The organism is Streptomyces sp. NPDC002537 (genome assembly GCF_053594975.1).
On sequence record NZ_JBSFWT010000010.1, the window covers coordinates 42435 to 67072 of the forward strand.

A 24638-nucleotide genomic window follows, 5' to 3' on the forward strand; every position below is an offset into this window, starting at 1 on the left:
CCGGTCGGCCTCATCATCGGCGGTCGCTCATGCGTCGGAGCGCATACGCGCGGGACCTGCGAGCGGATGTGCGGCGGGCGCGCGATCGCCCGCCGGAAACGACGAAGGCCGTGGCCCGCGCGCGCTGCGATGGGGGGTCGCGCGGGGCCACGGCGGGAGGGACGGGCCGGTTGGAGGGCGGCCCGTCCGGGGCCGGTCAGATCTTGGTCCAGGCCTCCGTGAGGACGCCGCGGACGATCTGCTCGATCTCGTCGAACGTGGACTGGTCGGAGATCAGCGGCGGCGAGAGCTGGATGACCGGGTCGCCGCGGTCGTCGGCCCGGCAGTACAGGCCGTTCTCGAACAGCTTCTTCGAGACGAAGCCGTAGAGCAGCCGCTCGCACTCCTCGGCGGTGAAGGACTCCTTGGTGGCCTTGTCCTTCACGAGCTCGATGCCGTAGAAGAAGCCGTTGCCGCGGACGTCGCCGACGATCGGCAGGTCGTGGAGCTTGGAAAGGGTGGCGTGGAACGCCGACTCGTTGTCCAGCACGTGCTGGTTGAGGCCCTCGCGCTCGAAGATGTCGAGGTTGGCCAGGGCGACGGCGGCGGAGACCGGGTGGCCGCCGAAGGTGTAGCCGTGCAGGAAGGTCGCGCTGCCCTTGAAGAAGGGCTCGGCGATCCGGTCGGAGATGACGGCGGCGCCGATCGGGGAGTAGCCCGACGTCATGCCCTTGGCGCAGGTGATGATGTCCGGGACGTAGTCGAACTTGTCGCAGGCGAACATCGTGCCCAGGCGGCCGAAGGCGCAGATGACCTCGTCCGAGACCAGCAGCACGTCGTACTTGTCGCAGATCTCGCGGACCCGCTGGAAGTAGCCGGGCGGCGGCGGGAAGCAGCCGCCCGCGTTCTGCACGGGCTCCAGGAAGACGGCCGCGACGGTGTCCGGGCCCTCGAAGAGGATCTGCTGCTCGATCTGGTCGGCGGCCCAGCGGCCGAACGCCTCGGGGTCGTCACCGTGCACGGGGGCGCGGTAGATGTTGGTGTTGGGCACCTTGAACGCGCCCGGGACGAGCGGCTCGAACGGCGCCTTGAGGGCGGGCAGTCCGGTGATGGCCAGGGCGCCCTGGGGGGTGCCGTGGTAGGCGACGGCCCGCGATATGACCTTGAACTTGGTGGGGTTGCCGGTGAGCTTGTGGTACTGCTTCGCGAGCTTCCACGCGGTCTCGACGGCCTCGCCGCCGCCGGTGGTGAAGAAGACCTTGTTGAGATCGCCGGGAGCGTAGTGGGCCAGCCGCTCCGCCAGTTCGATCGCCTTGGGGTGGGCGTAGCTCCACACCGGGAAGAAGGCGAGTTCCTGCGCCTGCTTGTGGGCGGCCTCGGCGAGCTCGGCGCGGCCGTGCCCGGCCTGGACCACGAACAGCCCGGCGAGACCGTCGAGGTAGCGCTTGCCCTTGTCGTCGTAGATGTAGGTGCCCTCGCCGCGCACGATGGTGGGCACGGGGGCGTTCTCGTACGAGGCCATGCGGGTGAAGTGCATCCACAGGTGGTCGTACGCCGTCTGGGAGAGGTCCTTGCTCACGGCTATCGGGTTCCCCATGTGTAGGTCTGCTTGCGGAGCTTGAGGTAGACGAAGCTCTCGGTGGAACGCACTCCGGGGAGGGTCCGGACGCGCTTGTTGATCACTTCGAGGAGGTGGTCGTCGTCCTCGCAGACGATCTCGATCAGGAGGTCGAAGGAGCCCGCGGTCATCACCACGTACTCCACCTCGTCCATCGCGGTCAGGGCATCGGCCACGGGGTCGAGGTCGCCCTCGACGTTGATGCCGACCATCGCCTGTCGCCGGAATCCCACGGTGAGCGGGTCGGTGACGGCGACGATCTGCATCACGCCCTGGTCGAGCAGCTTCTGCACGCGCTGCCGGACGGCCGCCTCGGACAGCCCGACGGCCTTGCCGATCGCCGCGTACGGACGACGCCCGTCCTCCTGGAGCTGTTCGATGATCGCCAGGGAGACGGCGTCGATCGGGGGCGTGCCCTGCACGCTCTTCGGGTCTGCGCTACGAGTGGCCACGGGGACCACTGTGCATGGGACTCGTCTGTGTGGCAAGCCTTGAGCGATGAAATTCGTTGCGAATGGACCTTGGAGTCACTGATTCCGTTGTTTCTGGGTGGTAGGTATGTCGAAAGCGTCGACTTCCTGACTAGGCTGGTGTCTCACCCGTCGGACAGCTGAACAGACAGAAGGGGTGGCGCACGTGACCACCGAGCTGCGTCGTCTTCGCAACTACATCGCCGGAGAATTCCGGGACGCCGCCGACGGGAGGACCACCGAGGTGGTCGACCCCGTCACCGGCGAGGCGTACGCCACCGCCGCCCTGTCCGGTCCCGCGGACGTCGACGCCGCCATGGCCGCGGCGGAGGCGGCCTTCCCGGCCTGGCGCGACCTGGTGCCCGGCGAGCGCCAGAAGGTCCTGCTGAAGATCGCCGACGCCTTCGAGGCGCGGGCGGAGGAACTGATCGCCGCCGAGTCCGAGAACACCGGCAAGCCGCTCGCGCTCACCCGCAGCGAAGAGATCCCGCCGATGGTGGACCAGATCCGCTTCTTCGCCGGTGCCGCCCGGATGCTGGAGGGCCGTTCCGCCGGTGAGTACATGGAGGGGATGACCTCCATCATCCGCCGGGAGCCGATCGGTGTCTGCGCGCAGGTCGCGCCGTGGAACTACCCGATGATGATGGCGACATGGAAGTTCGCCCCGGCGCTCGCGGCGGGCAACACGGTCGTCCTCAAGCCCTCCGACACCACGCCCGCCTCCACGCTGCTCATGGCGGAGATCATCGGCGGGGTGCTGGAGGAACTGGGGCACCCCAAGGGCGTCTTCAACGTGATCTGCGGCGATCGCGAGACCGGCCGCCTCATGGTCGAGCACCCGGTGCCCGCCATGGCCTCGATCACCGGGTCCGTACGGGCCGGGATGCAGGTGGCGGCGTCCGCCGCCAAGGACGTCAAGCGCGTCCACCTGGAGCTCGGCGGCAAGGCGCCCGTCGTCGTCTTCGAGGACGCGGACATCGCCAAGGCCGTCGAGGACATCGCGGTCGCGGGCTACTTCAACGCGGGCCAGGACTGTACGGCCGCGACCCGCGTCCTGGTGCACGAGTCCGTCCACGACGAGTTCGTGTCCGCGCTCGCCAAGGCAGCCGCCGAGACGAAGACGGGCCGGCCGGACGACGAGGACGTGCTGTACGGGCCGCTCAACAACGCCAACCAGCTCGCGCAGGTGTCCGGCTTCATCGAGCGGCTGCCCGCACACGCCAAGGTGGAGGCCGGTGGCCACCGGGTCGGCGAGCAGGGCTACTTCTTCGCGCCGACCGTCGTCTCCGGGCTCAAGCAGGACGACGAGATCATCCAGCACGAGGTCTTCGGCCCCGTCATCACCGTCCAGTCCTTCACGGACGAGGACCAGGCCGTCGCCTACGCCAACGGCGTCGAGTACGCGCTGGCCTCGTCGGTGTGGACCAAGGACCACGCGCGGGCCATGCGGATGTCCAAGAAGCTGGACTTCGGCTGTGTCTGGATCAACACCCACATCCCGCTGGTCGCCGAGATGCCGCACGGCGGCTTCAAGCAGTCCGGCTACGGCAAGGACCTCTCCGCGTACGGCTTCGAGGACTACACGCGCATCAAGCACGTGATGACCTCGCTCGGCTGAGCGGATCGCGCCGACGGCCGCGGCCCCCCCCGGCAGCCGGGGGGGCCCCGCCCGGTTGCAACGCCCGCCCCGGGGCCCGGGCGGGCGGCCGGCGCCGCCCCCCCCCCCCGTCCTCCCGCCTCGCGGGCCCCGCGGCGCGCCCCCCCCCCCCCCGACTCAAGGAGTCGGCGGGGGATCAGCCCGGGAGCGGGCCGCCGACGGTGTTCGGGGCCGGGGCCTCGGCGCCCGCCGGGATGGCCGGCGTTTCCACGGGCTTGCCGTGGTCCGCGAGATCCATCGTGGCCGAGGCTTTGCCCGCCGCCCCCATAGCGAGCTCGAAACGGGTGCGGGCGACGCGGCCTGGGCCACCGCCCCGTGGCCGCTCGGAGCCCCGGACGCGGGCGCCTCCGCCCCCTTCCCCCCTGGGGAATCATGGTGAGGGTGCCTCCCTGAAGTGTTCGGGGAGGCCCCTCGGTCAGATCATTGCTCAGATCGAGAACTACAAAGTCCCGTTGACTATTCCTGAGCGGAAGGCGGCCCATTCGTCCGCGGTGTAGCGCAGGTCGGGGCGGTCGGGGTTCTTCGAGTCGCGGACGGCCATGCCGCCGCCGGGGAGACCTGTGATCTCGACGCAGTGGTCATTGGTGTTGCTGGCGGGCGACTTGCGCCAGCTTGCGCCGGTGAGGTCTATGGCGTAGAGGTCTTCTTTACGGTTCACAGGTAGTCCTTTTCCAGGGTGGTCTTGATGAGTTCCCGGGAGTCCTCCACGGGAAGTGCAGTGGCGACGGACCGCTCGAATGCGCCCTCGAAGATCGCCACATCCTGGGTGCCTTCCACGAAGTAGCCGCCCATCAAGTTCTCTGTGAGGACGACGGTCGGCCACGGGGCGGGGAAGCGGATGACTTCGAAGATGCCCATCGTTCCAGGGTTCGGGGGAACATGCATCGGCATGACCTGGATGGTGACGTTCGAGAGGTCGCTCATGTCCAGCAGGTGCCGAAGCTGCTCGCGCATCACGAGTGGGTTGCCGACGAACCGTTGATACAGAACGGATTCGTGGATGACTGCCCAGAATGTCAGAGGTGGTCGCCCACCGGTCCGGCTCGTCGTCAGGACCGATTGGCGGGCTTTACGGATCTCGACGAGGGCGTTTACCTGTTCCTGGTCACGCCAGAATGAACCCGCGCCAATGAGCTGCCGGGCGTACGCCCCGGTCTGCAGGAGCCCGGGGACGACTGTCGGGGTGCACAGGCGAATGGACTCTGCGTCGGACTCCTGCGAGAGGTAGTCCTTGTAACCCTCGGTGGCGACATCGCCGTACGTCGCCCACCAGCCCTTCTTGCCCGCGTCTCTCGCCAGCCCCTCGATCGCGGTGAGGACGTCCGGCGCGTCGACACCATAGACGCCGAGCAGCAGGGACGCCTCGGCCGGGCGGATGTGGGCCTTGGCGTTCTCGATTCTCGAGACCTTGCTGTTGTCCCACTGCATGGCGGTCGCTGCCTGGTCGATGCTCATGCCGGCTTCGCGTCGGTAACGCCGGAGGGCCTCACCGAGGCGGCGCCTGCGGAGCGTGGGGACCAGCTGCACTGTCGGCATTCTCCTGTTTCACCTTTCGTTAGGCCGCTGGGGCCATACGGGTGTGCGTGCCCAGCTGTGAGGTGATCGATGGGTCAATAGGGCGCAGAAGGCGGGCGGTTGAGGTATCGGCGCTGCCGCTACGGGTGCAGTGTTCCGCGAGTCGGGTATGCAAGTCGATAGAACGCATGTTTTTTCTTTGGGAGTTGAGCTTCCAATATTGCGACTGCCATGTCCGGGCGGGCATCCTGCATGAGTCGAGGTGAGGCGCTTCACGCAAGCGCCAGCCCGGCCATTCATGCGCGGCACCCCGCCGCACCCACCCGCACCCGCTCGTACGGAGCTGCCCCATGCCCTTTTTCCCGGCACCGCAGTAGCCCCCCTGCCGCACCTGATGCGCCGCCCGACACTTCAGCAGCGGCTCAAGTCCCAGCACCCGCTCATCGAAGAACCGCCGGAGGCTCGCACCGAAGGAGACGGCGACGCCACCCCGGCCGACACCGACACCGAGGCCGCGCCGTGAGGGGGTTCATCCGGCTGGCCCGCCGTCTACTGCGTCCGGCGCGCCGCGATGTGGTCACCGTCCCCGTGAGCGGGGAGAGGGCCCAGGGAGAGGGCGACCCCATGCCCGAACCCCCGCCTTTCCACGGCCTGGTGGAAGCGCCGCCCGTTCCCCATACCGGCGGCCCGCCCTCCTGGCCGACCCGGGAGGAGTGCGGCCTCTGCTCCCGGTACCAGGCCACCGTCGAGCAGGCCGAAGCACTCGGGTACCCCGCCCACGCCGCCTCGTACCGCACGGCGTGGGACCGGCACTGCGTGGAGATCTCCCACAAGGAGATGGCCGTACGGCCCTGACGTGCGCGTCTGTGTCCCGCGGCCGCACCGTGCGGCGGCCTGGAGCTCGGCGGACAGCGTCATCAGCGCTGCCGCGTTTCCGGCCGGGTGCTGCGAGAGGGGTCTGCCCCCTCCGGGGGCATGGGTGTCAGCCCTGGGGGCCCGGCGGATGGGTGCGCTCGGTCTCGTCCGCCGCGCGCTTGTCGTCGAGGCGGCGTCCGGCTTCGTCCCAGGTGATGGGGAGGCTCTCGGCGGGGACCTCCCAGAATTCGAAGGTCGACGTCCGCATGCTGGGCCGCAGGTCGGTCATGATGCCGCGGTGCGGTTCGGCGCGGGCGTAGGCGTAGAGCGCGTCACGGCTCTCCCATGCGGAAAGGGTGTAGAAGGTCCGCTTCAACGGCTGGGCGATGAGCGAGGCGCCCAGCGCCCCCGGCGCGGACTTCACCTGCTTCCAGGCACTGAGGGACTTCAGGAAGAAGCGCGGGACATCGCGCATGGACCGCACCTCGAAGCGGGAGGCCATGACGTACGCCTGCGTGTGCGGGGCGGCCGGGTTCGGGGTCACCCAGGGGAGTGTCGGCATTGCGCTGCTCCAGCCCAATAGAGAGATAGTGGAGAGTTCCACTATCCATAGTAGGGTGTGGAGCTGTACGGCAGCCAGTCGAGAGGCGGAAAATCGTGCGAATCTCCGAGCTCAGCCGCAGGAGCGGGGTACCGATCGCGACGATCAAGTACTACCTGCGCGAGGGCCTGCTGCCTCAGGGGCATGCCACGGCGGCCAATCAGGCCGACTACAGCGAGCAGCACCTGCGGCGCCTTCGTCTGGTCCGCGCCCTGGTGGGCGTGCGCGGCCTCTCCGTGAGCGCCGCGAAGGAGGTCCTCGACAGAGCCTCTGAGCACGCCTCGGACATGCATCAGATGCTCGGCCTGGTCCTGGGCGCCTGGCCGGTCGGCAAAGCCGACGCCGAGCCGGTCCGGGAAGCGGTCGCCGAAGTGGACGAACTGCTGGAGACCGCCGGCTGGAAGGTCACCGAGGACGCTCCGGCCAAGCAGGCCATCGCCGAAAGCCTGGTGACCCTGCGCTCCCTGGGGATGGACATCGACTGGCACACCCTGCTCCCCTATGCGGAACTGGCCCGGCGTACCGCCGTGGTGGACCTCGACCAGCTGCAGGACGCGGACGACCCGCTCGAACGGGCCGAGCGCGCCCTGCTGCTGACCGTACTGCTGGAGCCTGTACTCCTGGCGCTGCGACGGCTCGCACAGGAAGACGAGTCGGCCCGGCGCCATGGCGTCTGACCGGACCCGGCCACCCGGAGGCCACCCAGAGGCTGGCCGGGGCGTCCAACGGTGCGTCCGGCAGGACGGCTTGTGCGGAGCCTTCGCCGACCGACGTCCGGCCCGCGAGGACGTAGCCGCCGCTTTCGGCGACCTGGAGCACATCCGCCGGAGGCGGGCCACGGAATTTCGGGCCGGACAACCGGGCCGGGCCCGCCCCGCGGCTACGGCACCTCGGCCCCGTTCCTGGGTGCCCCCACCAGATCCCGGTACAGCGCGCACCCCGCCAGCAACTCCCCATGCGTGCCCAGGACGGCCCGTGGGCCGTCCATGACCAGGACGCGGTCGGCGCGGCGGGCCGAGGACATGCGGTGGGCTATGACGATCAGCGTGCCGCCCGGCCGGTCCGCGAAGGCGCGCTCCACGTGGGCCTCCGCGTCCGCGTCGAGGTGGCAGGTCGCCTCGTCGAGGAGCGCGATGGGGGCGGGGGACAGGTAGGCGCGGGCGAGAGCGATGCGCTGGCGTTCGCCCGCGGAGAGTTCCGCCGGGGTGACGGGGGTGGTGAACCCGCCCAGGCGGGCGACGAGTTCGCCCATGCCGAGGGCCTCGGCGGCGGCGTGCAGTTCCTTCTCGGGGACGCCGTCCGGGCGGAGGTAGGACAGATTGTCGGCGAGGGTCCCGGAGAAGACGTACGCCTCCTGCGGTATCAGTACGCGCTCCCCGCTCAGCCGCACCTCGCCGCCCGTCGGTTTCAGCAGCCCCGCCATGAGGCCCGTCAGGGTCGACTTCCCCACGCCGCTCGGCCCGACGACGGCGAGCCGGCCGCCGGTGGGCACCACGAGGTCGAGGCGGCGGACGACGGGGTCGGCGTGGTCGCCGTAGGCGAAGGAGACGCCGCGGAGTTCGACGGCGGCGGGCGGCAGCGGCCGTGCGGGAAGGACGGGCCGCCGTGGCGCGGCGCCGGTGTCGTCGGTGAGGCGGCGTATCACCACGGCCAGCCGCGAACCGCTCGCGCCGAGGCCGTGGACGAGGTCCTGGAGGGCGGGCAGCAGCGACTGGGTGAGGTACGCGAGGGCGCCGACGAGGGCGCCGGGCGTGACGGAGCGGTCCAGCAGCCACGGCGTCGCGGCCAGCAGCAGGACGACCGGGAGGCGGCCCGCGACGGCCAGGGCGACGACGCGGAGCACGGACCAGCGGGCCAGGGCGCGCGAGGCGCGCAGCTCCGCGTCGACGAGGGCCCCCGTCCCGCGGCGGACGGACGGCTCCGCGCCGCTCGCCGTGATGTCCCGCAGCCCGTGGGCCACTTCGTCCAGCGACCGGGCGATGGCCTCGTCGGCGGCGAGGAACGCCTCCTGGCGGCGGGCGAGCGGCCGCAGCGTCGCCAGGAACAGGAGCAGGCCGAGGACGAGGGGCGGCAGCACGACCACGAGCAGGACGGGCGCCAGCAGGAGCAGGCCCGCCAGCGCCCCGGCCGCCGTGAAGACGAAGGACCGCGAGACCATCACCAGCCCGGCGAACGTGTCGCGGGCGATCTCCACTTGGTGCGTCAGCCGGGACACGGCCGCGCCGTCCGCGTCCCGCAGGGCCCGCGCGACGACGCGGCGGACGAGCCGGTCGCGCAGCGGCTCGACGAGGGCGGCCACGCCGCGGTACGTGCGCCCGGTGCCGTACGCGCCGACGACGACGGCCAGGGCGGCGAGGGCGAGCCAGCCCAGGCCGGTGCCGGGGCGGTCCGCGAGGAACCCCGCGTCCAGGGCCCTGGCCAGGGCGTATCCGGTGGCGAAGGTGTGCGCGGCCTCGACGGCCGACCACGCGGCGAGCCGGAGGAGCGCCGGGCGGTGCCCCGCCAGGAACCGCAGCCCCCGCCGGGGCAGGGAGGCGCGGGCCGTGTCCGGGCGACGGGCCGGCGGCCGTCGCGCCGCCGGGCGGCGGCCGCGCTTCCGGTGGTCATTCCGCCGTGTCACCGAACACCGCCCGGTAGTCCGCGTATTGCCACAGCTCCTCGTGGGTGCCCGTCGCCCGGACGCGGCCCGCGTCCAGCCAGGCGACCCGGTCGGCGCGGGCCGCCGTCGACGCGCGGTGCGCGACGACGACCCGGGTGCCCGCCGTGACATCACGCGCGAGGGCCGCCGCGACCTCGTGCTCCGTGACCGTGTCGAGGCTGGACATCGCGTCGTCGAGGATCAGGACGCGCGGCGCGTGGGCGAACGCGCGGGCCAGGCCCAGGCGTTGGGCCTCGCCGCCGGAGAGGGGCGCCTCGGCGCACGGGGTGGCGTAGCCGCGCGGGAGCTTCCGTATGAAGCCGTCCGCGCGTGCGGCGCGGGCCGCGGCCGCCACCGCCCCGCGCCCCGGGTCGAACGCGCCGAAGGCCACCGTGCCGCCGATCGTGCCGCCCAGCAGCGCGGGCCGCGCGAAGGCGTAGCCGATCGAGCGGCGCAGCTCGTCGCGGCCGAACGCGGGCAGGGGGACGCCGTCGAGCGCGACCGTGCCCGAGTCCGGGTCGGCCAGCCGCCCGGCCAGTGCGGCCAGCACGGACTTGCCCGTGCCCGAGCGGCCCACGACGGCCAGCGACGTACCGCCCGGCACGACCAGGTCCAGGTCGCGCAGGACCTGCCGCCCGCCGCGCACCGCGCCGACCCCGCGCAGCTCCAAGGTGCCGTCGCCGGCCCGCCGTCGGCCGCCGTCGGGCCCGTACCGCAAGGGGGGCGCGGAGAGGACGTCGGCCAGGCGCCCGGCGGCGGCGCGGGCGCGGACGGCGGCGTTGAGGTGGCCGACGAGCATGCCGACGCCGGTGGCGAGCACGGCGTAGCGCGAGGCGGCCAGCAGGTCGCCGACGCTCAACAGGCCCTGGGACAGGCGCAGTCCGGCGACGGCGAGGATCGCGATCTGCAGGAGCGGGACGACGGTGACGGCCTGGGCCGCGGCGCGGCCCTGCACCCGCCACATGCGGTGCCCCTGGTGGGAGAGGTCGGGGAGCGGTTCCAGGATGCGCCGCTGTTCGCGGTCGGCGGTCCCGGCGGCGGCGATCGTACGGGCTCCGCCCACGGCCTCGACGAGCCGCCCGGCGATGTCGCCCTGGAGTCGCTGGTACCGCGCGACGCAGTCGGAGGAGGCGCGGGCGAGGGACCGCAGCAACAGGGCCAGCAGGGGCGCCCCCACGAGGAACACGACGGCCAGCCAGGGATCGATCAGCCCGAGGGCGACGACGGCGCCGAGCGGGCCCACGAGCGCAGCGGCCGTGGCGGCGAGGGTGCCGGGGGCGGTGCCCGCGTCGGCGGCGTTGCCGACGAGGCGGGTGACGAGGTCGCCGGGCGGAACGCGCGTGGTGAGGTCCGGACCGGCGGCGAGGACGTGGCGCAGCAGACGGTGCCGGAGCCGGGCGGTGGCGCGGGCGGCCGTGGTGCCGGAGAGCAGGCCGTCGAGGGCGCTCAGGGCGGCGGGCGCGCAGAGCAGGGCGGCACTCAGCAGCACCCAGCGGGTGGCTTCGCCGCCCCGGCGGGCGAGGAGGAGGTCCAGAGTGTGGCCGAGGGCGGCGGGCAGGGCGAGGGCCGCGGCGGTGGAGGCGAGCGTGATGAGGGCGAGGGCGAGGACGCGGGCCGCGCTGTGGCGCACGGTGTCGAACAGCACGTGGTACGCGGGCCGTTGGACGCTTTCCTTCATCGCTCACCGCCTTCGCAGGGCGCCCTGGGCGCCCCCTCCCCGGAAGGGAAGGGCCGCCCAGGGCCCGGTCAGATCCCGCAGGACGTCACAGACAGAGCAGCACGCTCGCGGCGCTGATGCAGGACAGCAGACTCACCGTGCTCAGCCCGCCTCCATCGCCGTCACCGCCGCCGTGCATCTCTTCGGATTCCATGTTCTGCAGGTCGAGAAGTGCCATGGTCGTTCCTTTCATGGGGACAGGTGGTGTTGCCACGGCTCCACAACGGCATGGAGCCGGCTCTTGGGCGCCCCGAGGGGCGGGAGGAACGGCAACTGGGCCGGGCGGTCCGGGCGGTCGCCGAGGGCCGCCGCCAGGGCGAGCAGGCAGCCCGCCGTTCCGGTGGCGAGGTCCATGGACAGGCGCATCATCTGGCTGCCGGGGAAGGCGAGTTCGCCCTCATAGGCCATGGCGTACCAGGACAGGCCCCGCACCTGCTCGGCCAGGTGCTCCGGGGTGGCGCCGGGTGTGGTGGTGCGGCTGAGGTGCAGGATCATGCCGGCGCGCCCCTGGAACAGGCCGGGCTGGGCGTAGAACCGGGACCGCGCCGCCGTCAAGATGCCCTCGCGGGCCGCGGCGAGCGCGGGGTCGGGGTCGGCGCTCAGGGCGAGGTAGTCGTCCAGGACCATGCCGATGCCCACGCTGCCGTCGCCGAGATACGGCATGGTCCGCCAGCCCTCGTCGACTTCGAGGGTGCCGTTGCCCCGCCGGACGCAGCGGTCGAGGTCGGCCCGCAGGGCCGCCCCGGCGAGTTCGAGCAGCGCGGGCGCGCCCGTCCGCTCGTACAGCCGCAGGAAGAGCAGGGCCTGACCGGCGGTGCCGCGCGTCAGACCGGCGCGGCGGCGGGCCGACGGGGGCGCGGGCTCGGTGGTCAGCCGGTCGGCGAGGAGCTGGGCGGCCTCCACCGCCCGCTCGTGGAGCCGCCGTTCGCCCGTGGTCCCGGCGAGGTGGTCGAGGGCGAGGCCGACCCCGGCCAGGCCGCTCTTCAGGTCGGAGGTGAGCCGCTGCCAGTTCTCGCCCAGCACGGTGTCGGCCAGGTCGAGCGCCCGCTCGGTGTGCCCGAGGCGGTCCAGGACGAGGGCGACCCCGGCGGTGCCGTCGTACAGCCCGAGCGGGGTGCCCTGCGGCAGGGGATCGGTGTGGTCGAGCAGCCACCGCTCGCCCGTCCCGTAGCGCTCCACGCCCGCCTCGGCGAAGGCGTGCAGCACCCCGGCGGCGCCGTGCGCGAGCCCGAGGCCGCCGCCGTCCGTGAACTGGGCGACGTCGCCGGGGAACAGCCGGTCGTCGCGGTCCGGCGTGGCGGAGGCGAGGATCGCCCGGACCATCGAGTCCCTGCTGCGCGGCCAGTCGTACGGCTCGGGGAGCGCGGGCCCGGCGGCCGCCCGGCCGGGGCGGGGGGCCATGTCCGCGTGCCGCTCCGGGACCGCGGGCGCGTCGGACCCGGCGGCCGGGCTTGCCGGGGTGATGTCGTGTGCGATGTCGCGTGCGATGTCGCGGGTGATCTCCGTGACCGCCTCGGCCAGGAACTCCGCCGGCACGGGGAACTGCTCCGCTATCACCTCCGCCAGGTGCGCGGCCTTCCCGCGGTCGATCACGAACAGCATCGTGACCGGCAGGAACAGCGCGAGCCGCAGGCACGCCAGCGCGTACCGGTCCACGTCGACGCCCCTGCGGTCCGGTGGCGCGAAGAAGCCGGGGTGGGCGACGACCTGCCTGCCGCGGTCGGCGGCGGGCGCGGCGGCCTCGAAGTCGATGAGGGCGACGGACCGCTCGTCCGGCCCGACCATGATGTTGAACATGTGCAGGTCGTTGAAGACCATGCCCCTGGCGTGCACGGCGGCGACGGCCTCCTCGACCGCGCGGTGGACGCGCAGCGCCCAGGCCGTGTAGTCGGCGACGGCGGCCGGGTCGGGTGCGGAGGCGAGCAGCGGGTGGCGTTCGCCGAAGAAGGAGTTGAGGGGGCGGCCCTCGATGAAGTCCATGACCAGGAAGGCGTGGCCGCCGAGGACGAACCAGTCGCGCACCTCGGGGGCGATGCCGAGGCCGGACAGCCGCTCCAGGGCGTTCTTCTCGCGCTCCAGACGGGCGACCGCGTCGGCCCCGTCGGAGGCGAGCCCGGCGTGCGGGCGGCCCTCCTTGAGGACGACCTTGCTGCCGTCGCGGGTGTCGGTCGCGACATAGACACCGCCGCCGTTGGAGAAGTGCAGGGCCTTCTCGATGCGGTACGGCAGTTCGCCGACGGTCGTCGCGTTGCGCGCGGCGAGGTGGGGTTCGAGGAAGGCGGGGAGCGTCACCCACGCGGGCACCTGGAAGGCGGGCGTCCGCGGGTCGGGCACCAGCTTCCCCTCGCCGTCCTCGACGGCGGGGACCAGCGTGCCGCGGTCGTCGACGCAGTACCGCTTGGCGAACGCGCCGTAGCGCACGTACAGCGGGCCCTCGTGCCAGCGCAGGTCGGTGAGGACGTACGGGCCGGGGCGGCCGCCGACGAGATCGTGCAACTCCGTGAGCGTGCACCGGAGTTGCTCCTCGTCCGCCGGATAGACCGTGATGAACTTCCCGCTGTGGTCGCGGCCCGCGTACTTGGTGTTGCGCAGGTGCAGCAGGTGCGGCCCCGGCACGAACTTGAACGGGATGCCCCGGGCGACGCAGTAGTCCCAGACGTCGGCCGCGGTCTTGTCCGCCGTGTCGGCCGTCGCGGACACATGGATCTTCCAGCCCTGGAGCGGCTGCGGACCCCCCTCGGGCGGCAGGAGGTGCAGCCAGTCACCGCTGCGCGTGGTGCCCCAGCCCGCCGGGACGGGGCGCCGCGCGGTCTCGAACAGCCCGCCCGACCCGGCCCCGGCGGTGGACAGGCGGTCCGGGGTCTCGTAGAAGTGCCTGTCCGCCAGGCAGTAGACCTCGTACCGCTTGTCCATCGGTTCCCCCCTCGGCTGTGCGCTGCGTCGAGATTTTCACGGCGCGGGGGGCCGAACCAGTCACAGCTGTCATGAAGAGAGGGTGCGGAACGCATGAGTAACCGGCTGACGTTGACGGTACGTCAGTTCGTCAGACCCACCCCGCCACCCGGGAGATGCGGATCGCGTCCACCCGGTTTCTCGCCCCCGTCTTCCGCGTGATAGCCGCCATGTAGTTGCGGACCGTGCCGTTCGACAGGTGGAGGCTGAGGGCGATCTCGCCGATGGAGGCGCCTTCCGCGGCCAGGGAGAGGACGGTCAGCTCGCGTCTGGTGAGGGGGATCTCCGACGCCTGGAGGAAGCCGAAGCCGAGGGACTCGTCGATGTAGCGTTCGCCCTTCGCCACATGCCTTATTCCTTCCACCAGCCGGTCAGGGGAAGCGTTTTTGCTCAAGTACCCCAGGACCCGCTCCTCGTACGCCCGGCGCAGGGGCCCCGGGCGTTCGGCGGAGGCCAGGGCGAGCAGGGCGGGCGTGCCGCCGCCGTCGCCGGGGTCGTCGGACAGCCGTCGCAGGCCGTGCGGGCCGTCGGACGCGGGGCTGTCCATGTCGACCACGCAGACGTGCGGCAGTACCGCGCGGGACATGGTCGCCGCACGGGGCCAGGAGGATGCCGAGACCTCCAGATCGGGCTCTCTCGCGATCAGCGCCGCCAGGGCCGCGCGCAGCAGATGGATGTCGTGCACCAGTAGAACCCGGATCACGGTGTCTGCCCTCGCCCTCCCGCTCTCCCCGGACAGCGGGCGCTGTGCCGGGCGTCCACAAATTCATACCGGCGTGTGCCGCTGTCACGGGCGTGGATGACCGGGCTGCGGGGGGCGTAAGGGCGCACGTTTCTCGCCACGCGCGCCCCAAGTTCACTCGAACGCGCCCTCCGGAATCCCTTGCTGCCGGTGGGCGCGGGCGGGCATCAAGGGCGAAGCGGGGCAAGGTGGTTGACCGGCGCCGGGTTTGCGCTTGGCCTGCGGCTGCTCTGCGGCTGTTCTGCCGTTGCTCTGTGGTTGGTCAGTGGCGAGTGGTGGGGTTCGTGAGGCTGATGAGTCGGCAGACCGTCTCGATGTCGATCTTCACCTGGGCGATGGAGGCCCGCCCGGACAGCCAGGTGATCAGCGCCGAGTGCCAGGTGTGCTCGATGACGCGCACCGCGGAGAGCTGTTCGGGAGTGGCCGGGGCGGGAGGTCCGGCGGCCCCCGCCGGGCCCATCGCGTCCAGGATGATCGCCGTGGTCAGCCGGGAGACCGTGTCGACCTCGGAGCTCACCGACCGGTCGGCGAAGGTGAGGGCGCGCACCATCGCGTCCGCCAGGTGCGGCTCGCGCTGCATCGCGCGGAAGGCCCGCATCAGGGTCTGCGCCACGCGCGCCGCCGGGTCCTCGTCCGTCAACGGGCGCTTGCGCAGGGTCTCGTGGAGCTGCTGGAGCTGGTCCTGCATGGTGGCCACCAGCAGGTGGATCTTGGAGGGGAAGTAGCGGTAGAGCGTGCCGAGCGCGACGTCCGCCGACTCGGCGACCTCCCGCATCTGCACCGCGTCGAAGCCGCCGCGGGTCGCCAGCCGGGTGGTGGCCGTCAGGATGCGGCGCCGCCGGGCCTCCTGGCGTTCCGTCAGGACGGGCCCGGAAGGCCCCGACGGCGCGGACAGGCCGGCCGGCGCCGGCGAGCCCGCCGACTTGGAGTCCGTAGTCATATGTCCCATTCCGTGGCAATCCATCCAGCGGTGTCTGTACGGCCCGGACGGCACAGCATGGCAGGGGTCGGGCCGTGGCGCGAATCACCCGATCCGGCCCGCCCGACCGGCTGTCCGGCCGGTAGATTCGAGGCTTCCGGACAACCCAGTCTGAAACTTGTTCTAGATTAGCGCGACCGGTTACGCTCCGGCGGGACAGCAGCGAGAAGGAGGCCGGGAGTGACCGCTGAGGCCACGGAGGCAGCGCTCGCGTACGACAGCACCCTCGTGGACGGGGGCGGTGACCGCCCTCTGCGGATCGCACTGCTCACCTATAAGGGGAACCCGTTCTGCGGCGGCCAGGGTGTGTACGTCCGCCACCTCTCGCGGGAGCTCGCCCGCCTCGGGCACCACGTCGAGGTCATCGGCTCGCAGCCGTATCCCGTGCTCGACGGACTCGACGGTGCCGGCGGATTCGACGGTGCCGGTGGTGCCGGCGGCGCGGACGGCCGGGTGGGCGCGGGCCGGGTGAGTCTCACCGAGCTGCCCAGCCTCGACCTCTACCGCCAGCCCGACCCCTTCCGCACGCCCGGCCGCGACGAGTACCGCGACTGGATCGACGCGCTGGAGGTGGCCACCATGTGGACGGGCGGCTTCCCCGAGCCGCTCACCTTCAGCCTCCGGGCGCGCCGTCATCTCGCCGCGCAGCGCGGCCGGTTCGACGTCGTGCACGACAACCAGACCCTCGGCTACGGACTGCTGGGCGGGCCCGCGGTGCTCGGTGCGCCGCTGGTGACCACCATTCACCACCCCATCACCGTCGACCGGCAGCTCGACCTCGACGCCGCCGCCGACTGGAAGCGCCGGGCGTCCGTGCGCCGTTGGTACGGCTTCACCCGGATGCAGAAGCGGGTGGCGCGGCGGCTGCCGTCCGTGCTGACCGTCTCCGGCTCCTCGCGGCAGGAGATCGTCTCGCACCTGGGGGTGTCCCCGAGCCGGGTGCACGTCGTCCATATCGGCGCCGACACCGACCTGTTCTCGCCGGACCCGTCCGTCGCCGAGATCCCCGGCCGGATCGTCACCACCTCCAGCGCGGACGTCCCCCTCAAGGGCCTCATCCACCTCGTCGAGGCGCTGGCGGTGCTCCGCGCGCAGAACCCGGCCGCCCACCTCGTGGTCGTCGGCAAGCGCCCGGAGAGCGGACCGATCGCCACGGCCATCCGGCGGTGCGGGCTGGAGGGCGCCGTCGAGTTCGTCAAGGGCATCAGCGACGCGGAGCTCGTCGACCTGGTGCGCTCGGCGCAGATCTCCTGCGTCCCCTCGCTGTACGAAGGCTTCTCGCTGCCCGCGGCCGAGGCGATGGCCACGGGCACGCCGTTGGTGGCCACCACGGGCGGGGCGATCCCGGAGGTCGCCGGGCCCGACGGGGAGACCTGCCTGGCCGTGCCGCCGGGCGACCCCGGCGCGCTGGCCTCCGCCCTCAACCGGCTGCTCGGCGACGCCGAGTTGCGGCGCAAGCTGGGCGCGGCGGGGCGCGAGCGGGTGCTCGCCCGCTTCACCTGGCGGCAGGCGGCGATCGGCACGGCGGACCACTACCGCGCCGTGATCGCCACCGGCACGGCGGCCCGGACGGCCGGACGGCGAACCTGATGCCCCGCCCGGCCACCCCCGGGGCACAGCCCCGCACGGCCCCGCCCACTGACGGGGCCACGCCCCGTGCGCACCGAACGACGGGTGGAACCGCGCCCCGTACGGGGACTCCCGGGCCGTCGGGCCGGCGGGGCATCCGTGCCGACGGGGGTTCTTCCGGGGCCGTGCCCTGTACGGGCCTGGCTGTTGACAGGGTCAGGGCCCGTGCGGGCCTGGCTGTTCACGGGGCCGCGCCCCGTACGGGGGTTCCCGGGCTGTCGGCCCGGTGTGGCATCCGTGCCGACGGACGTTCTCCCGGGGCCGCGTCCTGCGTGTGCCCGGCCGCCGACGGGGCCGGGTCGCGTGCGGGCCGGGGCGTTCACGAGGCACCGCCCCGTCCGTGCCCGGCCGTTCACGGGGCGCCGACCCGTACGGGGACCTCCGGGCCGTCGGCCCGGCACCGTACCCCCGGGGCCGCGCCCCGTACCCGGTCTTCCGGGCCCCGGGCCCGGACCCGGTGGCGCGTCCACAGACCTTTCCCCGGGCGGCAGCCCGCCCGCTTCGACCCTCCTGTCCCGCCGGACGAAAGCAAATATTCGTGCTGACCGTCGATTTCTCCCGCTTTCCCCTCGCCGCAGGCGACCGCGTCCTCGATCTGGGCTGCGGCGCGGGCCGGCACGCCTTCGAGTGCTACCGGCGCGGTGCTCAGGTCGTCGCCCTCGACCGCAACGCCGAGGAGATACGCGAGGTCGCCAAGTGGTTCGCCGCCATGAAGGAGGCGGGTGAGGCGCCCGCGGGGGCGACCGCCACCGCCATGGAGGGGGACGCCCTGGCGCTGCCCTTCCCCGACGACAGCTTCGACGTCGTCATCATCTCCGAGGTCATGGAGCACATCCCCGACGACAAGGGAGTGCTCGCGGAGATGGTCCGCGTCCTCAGGCCCGGCGGCCGGATCGCCGTCACCGTGCCCCGCTACGGCCCGGAGAAGGTCTGCTGGACGCTCTCCGACGCCTACCACGAGGTCGAGGGCGGACACATCCGCATCTACCGCGCCGACGAACTCCTCGCCAAGATGCGCGAGGCGGGCCTGGTGCCGTACGGCACCCACCACGCGCACGGACTGCACAGCCCCTACTGGTGGCTCAAGTGCGCCTTCGGTGTGGACAACGACAAGGTGCTGCCCGTCCGCGCCTACCACAAGCTGCTGGTCTGGGACATCATGAAGAAGCCCAAGGCCACCCGGGTCGCCGAGCAGCTCCTCAACCCCGTCATCGGCAAGAGCTTCGTGGCGTACGCGACGAAGCCGCACGCGCCCGCCGGGGAGCACGCGTGACCAGAGCTGGCCGCAGGCCGGACCGTACCGAGCGCCTCGTCCTGCCCGGCGTGCTCACCGCCGAACAGGCCGCCCGCACGGTGGCGGGCATCGCCGCCGCGCAGCGCGAGGACGGCGCCATACCCTGGTTCCGGGGTCACCACCTCGACCCCTGGGACCACGTCGAGGCCGCCATGGCCCTGGACGCCGCCGGGGAACATGCCCGCGCCGAGGCGGCCTACCGCTGGCTCGCGGACCACCAGAACACCGACGGCTCCTGGTACGCCGCCTACGCGGACGGCGACGCCGCCGACCCCACCGACCGCGGCCGGGAGACCAACTTCGTCGCCTACGTCGCTGTCGGCGTCTGGCACCACTACCTCTCCACCGGCGACGACGCCTTCCTCGACCGCATGTGGCCGACCGTCTTCGCCGCGATCGAGTTCGTCCTCCGGCTCCAGCAGCCGGGCGGCCAGATCGGCTGGAAGCGGGAGGAGGACGGCACGGACGTCACCGATGCCCTCCTGACCGGCTCCTCCTCCGTCCACCAGGCGCTGCGCTGCGCCCTCGCGATCGCCGAGCACCGCGAGGAGCCGCAGCCGGACTGGGAACTGGCGGCCGGGCTGCTGGCGCACGCGATACGCAGGCACCCGGAGCGGTTCCTCGACAAGAGCCGCTACTCCATGGACTGGTACTACCCGGTGCTCGGCGGCGCGCTCACCGGCCCCGCCGCCAAGGAGCGCATCGAGGAGGGCTGGGACCGCTTCGTGGTGCCGGGCCTCGGCGTCCGCTGCGTGCTGCCCAACCCCTGGGTGACCGGCGGCGAGAGCTGCGAACTGGCCCTGGCCCTCTGGGTGATGGGGGAGTCCGACCGCGCGGTGCAGATCCTGCAGTGGATCCGGCACCTGCGGGCGGACAACGGCCTGTACTGGACCGGCTACGTCTTCGACGACGACGCGATCTGGCCGGAGGAACAGACGACGTGGACCGCCGGCTCCCTGCTGCTGGCCGTGGCGGCCCTCGGCGGGGACGAGGCCACGACGGCGGTCTTCGGCGGCGAGCGTCTGCCGACGGGCCTGGAGCCGGACTGCTGCTAGCCGGCGGCCCGCGGCGCCGGGTCCGGGTCCGGGGCCGGGGACTCGAACGGGTGCGCCCGGTGGCGAGCGGCAGGGGGGAGCGGTCAGGCTTGGCGGAGGAACACCGCGCCCCCACCGGAGGTCACCGTGCAGCGCCGTGCCGTCATCGCCGTCCCCCTTGTCTGTGGGCTCCTCCTCGTCGGTACGGGCTGCGGCGGGGGCGGCAAGAAGAAGGAGACGGAGGGCAGCGGCGCGTCGCCGACCAGTTCCGCCGAGAAGCAGAAGTTCGCGAAGACGCGGTTCGTCGCCAACGCAGGGCTCGCCTCGGGCGCGGCCTACCAGTGGATCATCAAGCCGTACCGGAACGGAGCCTTCAAGAAGGGCGCCGACGGCCGGACGGTCGCCCTGGTGAAGGCGGGCCTCGCGGGCACGTTCTCGTACAACCGGTTCAAGGCCGCGGTGAACAACGCGAAGGGCGACCCGACCCTGTCCAAGGCCGTCGCCCCGCTCAGCGCGGGCATCGACTCGCTCAAGGGGCTGACCACCAAGTTCCGCAAGGGCGACGCGACCGACAACGACGCCAACGCCTTCGACAAGGTCATCGGCAATGTGAAGGACGCGGGCAAGAGCGCGGGCGCCCCGGTCACCGACCAGGTGCCCTCGTACTCCGACATCCAGAAGGGCTGACCTCCGGAAGGGCTGACATCCGGAAGGATCGACGCCGTCCGGAAGGGCCGCCGCGCCGCTACGCGTTCAGGTCCGCCAGGACGCGCAGCGTCTCCCCGTCCGGCGCGATGACCAGCAGGTCGGTGACGGGGCCCGCGCGCCACAGCGCCAGGCGTTTCGCGATGCGGGACCGCGGTCCGACCAGGGAGATCTCGTCGGCGAACTCGTCCGGCACCGCGGCCACGGCCTCCTCCCGGCGTCCCGCGAGGAAGAGCCGGCGCACCCGCAGGGCGGCGTCGCCGAAGCCCATGCGGGCCATGAGGTCGGCGTGGAAGTTGCGGCGCGCGTGTCCCATCCCGCCGATGTAGAAGCCGAGCATCTCCTTCACCGGACGCAGTCCTTCCGCCACATCGGCGCAGACGCGCGCCTGGGCCAGCGGGGCCACCATGAAGCCCTCGGGCGCCTCGGCGAGCGCGGCCGCGTGCACGTCCGTACGCAGGGGCGACCAGTACAGCGGCAGCCAGCCGTCGGCGATGCGCACGGTCTGGGCGACGTTGCGGGGACCCTCGGCGCCGAGCAGCACCGGCACATCGGGGCGCAGGGGATGGGTGAGGGACTTGAGGGGTCTGCCGAGTCCGGTGGCGTCGGGGCCGTCGTAGGGGAGCGGGTGGTAGCGGCCGTCGAGGGTCACGGGCGCCCGGCGGCGCAGGACCCGCCGGACGATCTCCACGTACTCGCGGGTCGCCGTCAGCGGGCTCTCCGGGAAGGGCCGCCCGTACCAGCCCTCCACGACCTGTGGCCCCGACAGCCCCAGCCCGAGCAGCAGCCGGCCGCCGGAGAGGTGGTCGAGCGTGAGCGCGTGCATCGCCGTCGCCGTCGGGGCGCGGGCCGCCATCTGCGCCACCGCCGTGCCGAGCCGGATCCGCCGGGTGCGCGCGGCGATCCAGGTGAGCGGGGTGAAGGCGTCGGAGCCCCAGGACTCGGCGGTCCACACCGAGTCGTAGCCCAGCCGCTCGGCCTCGACGGCCAGTTCGGCGTGGCGGGGGTCGGGGCCGCGCCCCCAGTAGCCGAGCGCGATGCCGAGCCGCATGGCCACCCCCAGCCCGTAACTGACGAAGTGTCAGATCCGATCCAGGGGGACTGTACGGCCCCGCCCCGCGCCCGGCAAGACGAACGGCCCGCCGGGGAGAACCCGGCGGGCCGTCGGAGGAGCGGACAGCGCGTCAGCCGCGCTGGATGCCCGTGGTGTCCTGGAGCACGCCGCGGCGGCCGTCCTGCGTCTGCGCGACGAGCGCCTGACCGCGCTGGTCCACGGCCAGGTACCAGGTGCCGGGCGCGAGCTCGGCGACCGGCGTCGGCGAACCGTCCTCCGCGAACAGCGGGCGCGCCACCGGCACCGCGAACCAGAACGGGGCGAAGTCCCCGGCCGGAGCGGCGGGCTGGGCGGCGGCCTGCGGAGCGGCACCGCCCATGCCGTGGTCCTGCTGGGGCTGCTGCGGCTGGCCGCCGTACGACGGCTGGGCACCGTACGGGCCCGCGGCACCGGGCTGCATGCCGCCCGGACCGGGGTAGCCGTAGCCCGGGTTCGGGCCGGCGCCGTACGGACCCGGGGCCTGCGGACCCGGCGCGCCCATCAGCGGGGCCTTGAGGGCCGGGGTGCGCGGGGTGAGGATCACGGTCGCGGCGAGCGCCAGGTTGGCGATCAGACCCAGGATCTGGCCGACACCCGCGGACACCCCGGAGCCACCGCCGACGATCGTCCACAGCGAGGACCACGCGGCGAACACGGCGAGCGCCGTGCCCCACTGGTCCAGGCCCAGACCGGCGAGCTTGCGTCCCTCGGGCTGGAAGCGGGCGGCGACGGTGAACCCGGCGGCGATGATCCCGGCGAGGAAGATCGACGGCAGCACGGGGAACAGACCGGACTTCCAGCCGTTCGGCTCCGGCGGGCAGCCGATGGCCGACTGGCCGCAGTCGTACGAGTAGAAGCTCAGGAACGAGGCGATGAACAGCAGCACCGCTGCTCCGATCACCACGCCGTCGCCTCGAGTGAGGGAGCGGATGTTCACCTAAAATCCTTTGTCAGTGTTGATCGACGTTGATTGACGCTGATCGACGTCGTCGCTGTCGCCGGTGCACGGGATGCGAGGGGGGCGTCGGGCGGCCCCCATCGTACGGGTGAACCTATCGCCTGAGCGGTCGGGGCGTCTCCTTCGTATCACCCTCGTGACATGCCCGTGGCCTGGCAGTACTTACCCCCGCGCTTACCCCCGCGCTTACCTCCGCAGGAAGTCCGCGACGCCGTTCGCGATCCCCTGCGCCGCCTTCTCGCGCCATGCCCCGTCGGTCAGCAGGGCGGCGTCCTGGGGGTCGCGCATGTTGCCGCACTCGATGAACACCTTCGGGATCGTCGAGAGGTTGAGGCCGCCGAGGTCCCCGCGGGTGTCCAGTCCGGTGCCGCCGCCGATGTAGTTGGAAGGCGCGCTTCCGGTCGTCCGTACGAAGTTCCCCGCGATCCGCGCGCCCAGTTCCTTCGACGGCCCGACGATCGGGCCGGTGTCCGCCCGGCCGCCCTTCACCGAAGCGGGCAGGATCACATGGAAGCCGCGGTCGCCGACGGCCGCGCCGTCCGCGTGCACGGAGACGGCGGCGTCCGCGTGCGCCTCGTTGCCGATCCGGGCGCGCTCGTCCACGCACGGCCCGTACGGGCGGTCGCCGTCGTGGGTCAGCCGCACCGTGGCGCCCTGCTCCTGGAGGATTCTGCGGATCCGGTGCGAGACGTCGAGGCTGAACGCCGCCTCCGCGTAACCCGCGTCCGTGGACGTGCCGGTGGTGTCGCACTCCTTGCGGCCCGTGCCGATGTCGACGGAACGGTCGATCTCCGCGGTGTGCTCGCTGTTGTGGATGTTGTGGCCCGGGTCGATGACGACGACCTTGCCCTTGAGCGGGCCGTCGGCGCGCGGGGTGCCGTCGTCGGCCGGGGCCGGGGCCGCGGACGACGGCCGCTCCGGGGAGGGGGACACCGGGACGCCGGGCCCGGGGGACGGGCTCGTACGGGCGTCCGGCGTCCGGGAGGCGGACCGCGACGCGGCCGCGGGCCCCGCCGTGGCGGCCGCGGGGCGCTTGCCGTCGTCCCCCGAACCGCCGCCCCCGTCCCACAGCAGCCAGCCCAGAAGACCGGCGGGCAGTACCGCTGCCGCGGCTATCAGGAGCGGGGTGCCGCCCGGGAGGTGGCGCAGACGGCCGCCGCCCAGGGGGCCGGGCGTGCGGGGAAAGCTGCCTTTGGACACCCGGCGATGCTAACCCCGTGGCTCAGATCCCGGGGCCCGTCCGCCGCAGAACGTGCAGCGAGCGCGTTACCGAGACCTCGGTGAACGCGCCGGACTCCAGTGCCCTGCGATACACGCGGTACGGGGCCTGGCCGCCGTCCGCCGGGTCGGCGAACACGTCGTGGATGACGAGCAGTCCGCCCTCGGCGACGTGCGGCGCCCAGCCCTCGTAGTCGGCCGTGGCGTGCTCGTCCGTGTGCCCGCCGTCGATGAACACCAGCCCGAGCGGCGTCCCCCAGACCGCGGCGACCCGCGGCGACCGGCCGACGACCGCGATGACGTGGTCCTCCAGACCCGCCCGGTGGAGCGTGCGCCGGAAGGTCGGCAGCGTGTCCATCCGGCCCACCTCCGGGTCCACGACGGACGGGTCGTGGTACTCCCAGCCGGGCTGCTGCTCCTCGCTGCCGCGGTGGTGGTCGACGGTCACGGCCGTCGTACCGGCCTCGCGCGCGGCGGCGGCGAGCAGGATGGTGGAACGGCCGCAGTACGTGCCCACTTCGAGGAGCGGCAGCTTCCGGGACGCGGTGGCCTGCTCGGCGGCGGCGTACAGGGCGAGCCCTTCGTCGAGCGGCATGAATCCCTTCGCCGCTTCGAACGCGGCGAGGACGTCGGGCTTGGGGGGCATGTGTCGCTCCTGGCGGTGGGCTCGGGTACTGCGGGGTCATGCTGCCGCATGGGGGTGACGGTGGTGCGGGCGGGTGGCGCCGGGCGGCGGGCTTGTTCCCCAGCCCCGCCCCTTCCCGAACTGGGGGAGACCCCCAGACCCCCAAAGCGGCTGCGCCGCTTGTCCTCAATCGCCGGACGGGCTGAATTTGCGGGCGTAGTCCGCAGCCTGCGGGCCGCAGGCCAAAGAACCACGGTCCGCAAACTCAGCCCGTCCGGCGATTGAGGACGCGCCCGCAGGGCGCCCCCGCCGCTGGGGGCACCTCCCGGACGGAGTCTGGGGGAGGCAACGGACCCGCA

Annotated in this window: 23 protein-coding genes; 8 read left to right on the plus strand and 15 right to left on the minus strand. The window is 72.7% G+C overall.

Going from position 1 to position 24638, the window contains the following annotated elements; genetic code table 11:
* Positions 1 to 196 precede the first annotated feature (196 nt).
* Entirely contained in the window at positions 197 to 1576 is a 1380-nt protein-coding gene (locus ACWD4A_RS07290) for an aspartate aminotransferase family protein (RefSeq protein WP_451190480.1), read from the minus strand.
* Positions 1561 to 2049: an Lrp/AsnC family transcriptional regulator gene (locus ACWD4A_RS07295; RefSeq protein WP_451190482.1), complete on the minus strand. Its 489-nt coding sequence runs from the start codon at positions 2047 to 2049 to the stop codon at positions 1561 to 1563. The genes ACWD4A_RS07290 and ACWD4A_RS07295 overlap by 16 nt, the downstream gene beginning before the upstream one ends.
* 184 nt (positions 2050 to 2233) lie before the next feature.
* Here ACWD4A_RS07295 and ACWD4A_RS07300 point away from each other — a divergent pair, with 184 nt between their 5' ends.
* On the plus strand, positions 2234 to 3685 hold the full coding sequence (locus ACWD4A_RS07300; RefSeq protein WP_451190484.1) for a gamma-aminobutyraldehyde dehydrogenase: 1452 nt from the start codon (positions 2234 to 2236) through the stop codon (positions 3683 to 3685).
* Positions 3686 to 4163: 478 nt separating this feature from the next.
* On the opposite strand, the gene ACWD4A_RS07305 is transcribed toward ACWD4A_RS07300, so the two are convergent.
* Both ACWD4A_RS07305 and ACWD4A_RS07310 read right to left on the minus strand, forming a co-directional pair.
* Positions 4164 to 4382 (minus strand): DUF397 domain-containing protein, encoded by a 219-nt coding sequence (locus ACWD4A_RS07305; protein ID WP_451190486.1) that lies wholly within the window; start codon positions 4380 to 4382, stop codon positions 4164 to 4166.
* Positions 4379 to 5260 (minus strand): helix-turn-helix domain-containing protein, encoded by an 882-nt coding sequence (locus ACWD4A_RS07310; protein WP_451190489.1) that lies wholly within the window; start codon positions 5258 to 5260, stop codon positions 4379 to 4381. The genes ACWD4A_RS07305 and ACWD4A_RS07310 overlap by 4 nt, the downstream gene beginning before the upstream one ends.
* A 373-nt stretch (positions 5261 to 5633) precedes the next feature.
* On the opposite strand from ACWD4A_RS07310, the gene ACWD4A_RS07315 reads away from it, so the two are divergent.
* Both ACWD4A_RS07315 and ACWD4A_RS07320 read left to right on the plus strand, forming a co-directional pair.
* Positions 5634 to 5762: a hypothetical protein gene (locus ACWD4A_RS07315; RefSeq protein WP_451190490.1), complete on the plus strand. Its 129-nt coding sequence runs from the start codon at positions 5634 to 5636 to the stop codon at positions 5760 to 5762.
* A gap of 101 nt (positions 5763 to 5863) precedes the next feature.
* Positions 5864 to 6094, plus strand: coding sequence for a hypothetical protein (locus tag ACWD4A_RS07320; RefSeq protein ID WP_451190491.1), 231 nt, complete (start codon positions 5864 to 5866; stop codon positions 6092 to 6094).
* Positions 6095 to 6221: 127 nt separating this feature from the next.
* On the opposite strand, the gene ACWD4A_RS07325 is transcribed toward ACWD4A_RS07320, so the two are convergent.
* A complete protein-coding gene (locus tag ACWD4A_RS07325) occupies positions 6222 to 6656 on the minus strand; it encodes a DUF3291 domain-containing protein (RefSeq protein ID WP_451190493.1) in 435 nt (144 codons plus the stop codon).
* A gap of 95 nt (positions 6657 to 6751) precedes the next feature.
* Here ACWD4A_RS07325 and ACWD4A_RS07330 point away from each other — a divergent pair, with 95 nt between their 5' ends.
* Positions 6752 to 7372, plus strand: a complete 621-nt coding sequence (locus tag ACWD4A_RS07330) for a MerR family transcriptional regulator (protein ID WP_451190495.1) — start codon at positions 6752 to 6754, stop codon at positions 7370 to 7372.
* Positions 7373 to 7575: 203 nt separating this feature from the next.
* Here ACWD4A_RS07330 and ACWD4A_RS07335 read toward each other — a convergent pair whose 3' ends face one another.
* The 6 genes from ACWD4A_RS07335 to ACWD4A_RS07360 form a co-directional block, all read right to left on the minus strand.
* A complete protein-coding gene (locus tag ACWD4A_RS07335; RefSeq protein WP_451190497.1) occupies positions 7576 to 9315 on the minus strand; it encodes an ATP-binding cassette domain-containing protein in 1740 nt (579 codons plus the stop codon).
* Positions 9299 to 11011, minus strand: a complete 1713-nt coding sequence (locus ACWD4A_RS07340; RefSeq protein ID WP_451190499.1) for an ABC transporter ATP-binding protein — start codon at positions 11009 to 11011, stop codon at positions 9299 to 9301. Before ACWD4A_RS07340 ends, ACWD4A_RS07335 begins: the two co-directional genes overlap by 17 nt.
* Positions 11012 to 11096: 85 nt before the next feature.
* Positions 11097 to 11228 (minus strand): SapB/AmfS family lanthipeptide, encoded by a 132-nt coding sequence (locus ACWD4A_RS07345; RefSeq protein ID WP_451190501.1) that lies wholly within the window; start codon positions 11226 to 11228, stop codon positions 11097 to 11099.
* Between the two features lie 11 nt (positions 11229 to 11239).
* Positions 11240 to 13963, minus strand: coding sequence for a class III lanthionine synthetase LanKC (gene lanKC / locus ACWD4A_RS07350; protein WP_451190504.1), 2724 nt, complete (start codon positions 13961 to 13963; stop codon positions 11240 to 11242).
* A 130-nt stretch (positions 13964 to 14093) separates the two neighbouring features.
* Positions 14094 to 14705 carry a LuxR C-terminal-related transcriptional regulator gene (locus ACWD4A_RS07355; protein ID WP_451190506.1) on the minus strand — a complete coding sequence of 204 codons (612 nt, stop codon included), beginning with the start codon at positions 14703 to 14705 and terminating at the stop codon, positions 14094 to 14096.
* A gap of 301 nt (positions 14706 to 15006) precedes the next feature.
* A complete protein-coding gene (locus ACWD4A_RS07360; RefSeq protein ID WP_451190509.1) occupies positions 15007 to 15684 on the minus strand; it encodes a TetR family transcriptional regulator in 678 nt (225 codons plus the stop codon).
* 219 nt (positions 15685 to 15903) lie between these two features.
* On the opposite strand from ACWD4A_RS07360, the gene ACWD4A_RS07365 reads away from it, so the two are divergent.
* The 4 genes from ACWD4A_RS07365 to ACWD4A_RS07380 all read left to right on the plus strand — a co-directional run bounded on the left by ACWD4A_RS07365 (position 15904) and on the right by ACWD4A_RS07380 (position 20367).
* On the plus strand, positions 15904 to 17313 hold the full coding sequence (locus tag ACWD4A_RS07365) for a glycosyltransferase family 4 protein (RefSeq protein ID WP_451190511.1): 1410 nt from the start codon (positions 15904 to 15906) through the stop codon (positions 17311 to 17313).
* Positions 17314 to 17890: 577 nt separating this feature from the next.
* Positions 17891 to 18625, plus strand: coding sequence for a class I SAM-dependent methyltransferase (locus ACWD4A_RS07370; RefSeq protein WP_451190514.1), 735 nt, complete (start codon positions 17891 to 17893; stop codon positions 18623 to 18625).
* Positions 18622 to 19701 (plus strand): prenyltransferase, encoded by a 1080-nt coding sequence (locus ACWD4A_RS07375; RefSeq protein WP_451190517.1) that lies wholly within the window; start codon positions 18622 to 18624, stop codon positions 19699 to 19701. The genes ACWD4A_RS07370 and ACWD4A_RS07375 overlap by 4 nt, the downstream gene beginning before the upstream one ends.
* Positions 19702 to 19827: 126 nt before the next feature.
* Entirely contained in the window at positions 19828 to 20367 is a 540-nt protein-coding gene (locus ACWD4A_RS07380) for a hypothetical protein (RefSeq protein ID WP_451190519.1), read from the plus strand.
* 58 nt (positions 20368 to 20425) lie between these two features.
* Here ACWD4A_RS07380 and ACWD4A_RS07385 read toward each other — a convergent pair whose 3' ends face one another.
* The 4 genes from ACWD4A_RS07385 to ACWD4A_RS07400 all read right to left on the minus strand — a co-directional run bounded on the left by ACWD4A_RS07385 (position 20426) and on the right by ACWD4A_RS07400 (position 24300).
* Positions 20426 to 21436, minus strand: coding sequence for an LLM class F420-dependent oxidoreductase (locus ACWD4A_RS07385; RefSeq protein ID WP_451190521.1), 1011 nt, complete (start codon positions 21434 to 21436; stop codon positions 20426 to 20428).
* A gap of 133 nt (positions 21437 to 21569) precedes the next feature.
* The gene (locus ACWD4A_RS07390) at positions 21570 to 22415 is read right to left on the minus strand and encodes a hypothetical protein (protein WP_451190523.1); all 846 of its coding nucleotides are present in this window, start codon (positions 22413 to 22415) and stop codon (positions 21570 to 21572) included.
* 207 nt (positions 22416 to 22622) lie between these two features.
* Positions 22623 to 23636 carry an N-acetylmuramoyl-L-alanine amidase gene (locus ACWD4A_RS07395; protein ID WP_451190525.1) on the minus strand — a complete coding sequence of 338 codons (1014 nt, stop codon included), beginning with the start codon at positions 23634 to 23636 and terminating at the stop codon, positions 22623 to 22625.
* A gap of 22 nt (positions 23637 to 23658) precedes the next feature.
* Positions 23659 to 24300, minus strand: coding sequence for a class I SAM-dependent methyltransferase (locus ACWD4A_RS07400; protein ID WP_451190527.1), 642 nt, complete (start codon positions 24298 to 24300; stop codon positions 23659 to 23661).
* Positions 24301 to 24638 lie beyond the last annotated feature (338 nt).